The sequence below is a fragment of the Halorubrum sp. SP3 genome, assembly GCF_005435195.1.
GTDB lineage: Archaea > Halobacteriota > Halobacteria > Halobacteriales > Haloferacaceae > Halorubrum > Halorubrum sodomense.
In genome coordinates this window covers 1-221 of sequence record NZ_SGTU01000766.1, presented here as the reverse complement: position 1 = coordinate 221, position 221 = coordinate 1, and the positions used below count along the sequence as shown (strand labels likewise).

The 221-nt window shown below is 54.3% G+C and carries 1 protein-coding gene; it reads right to left on the bottom strand.

What is annotated here, in order from left to right; all coding sequences use genetic code 11:
* The coding region (locus EXE42_RS19135) for a hypothetical protein (protein ID WP_158293804.1) at positions 1 to 221 on the bottom strand (221 nt) is incomplete at both ends.

Genomic DNA, 221 nt, shown 5'->3' with positions numbered 1-221 from the left:
CTTCAGTTCCAAGTTACGGAACTGGTCCGAGAGATCCGTCGGCAACGACGTGACGCCAAGTTCCTGAAGTTCACTCAACGCGTCCAACGACTCGTCCACGTCCAAGCCTTCGAAGTCGGTAATCAACTCGGGGCCTAAGTCACCCTCTAAGACCAGTTCTGTCGCCTTGTCGATGTCTAAAAACTCCGAGATGTCACCATCAAGGAAGTCCGCGGCACGAC